General features: G+C 70.8%; 1 pseudogene. It reads right to left on the reverse strand.

Annotated features, from left to right (window positions below):
* Positions 1–20: 20 nt before the first annotated feature.
* Positions 21–271 (reverse strand): annotated as a pseudogene (locus R0J87_RS20640) (hypothetical protein); the annotation flags it as partial.

A 271-nucleotide genomic window follows, 5' to 3' on the forward strand; every position in this document is an offset into this window, starting at 1 on the left:
TAATGTGGCATGCCTTAAGCCTATCGCTCTACGGGGGCGTCGGAACCGGTCGCGGAACCGCCACGACGGCGGCTCACGACGATCCACGTGACCACGCCGGCGACGACCAGCACCGCGACGATCACGAGTACCCAGATCCACGGGGACCCACCTTCGGCGTCACCGGAATCCGCCGCCGGCGTCGTGGTCGCCTCGGGGGCGGCAGTCTGCTCGGCCGCCGGAGCCGCGGACGTGGGGGCGGCAGTGGGTTCCTCTGTCGGAGCCGCGTCGT

The organism is Halomonas sp. SIMBA_159 (assembly GCF_046536035.1).
In the GTDB taxonomy this organism is placed as follows: Bacteria; Pseudomonadota; Gammaproteobacteria; order Pseudomonadales; family Halomonadaceae; genus Vreelandella; species Vreelandella venusta_A.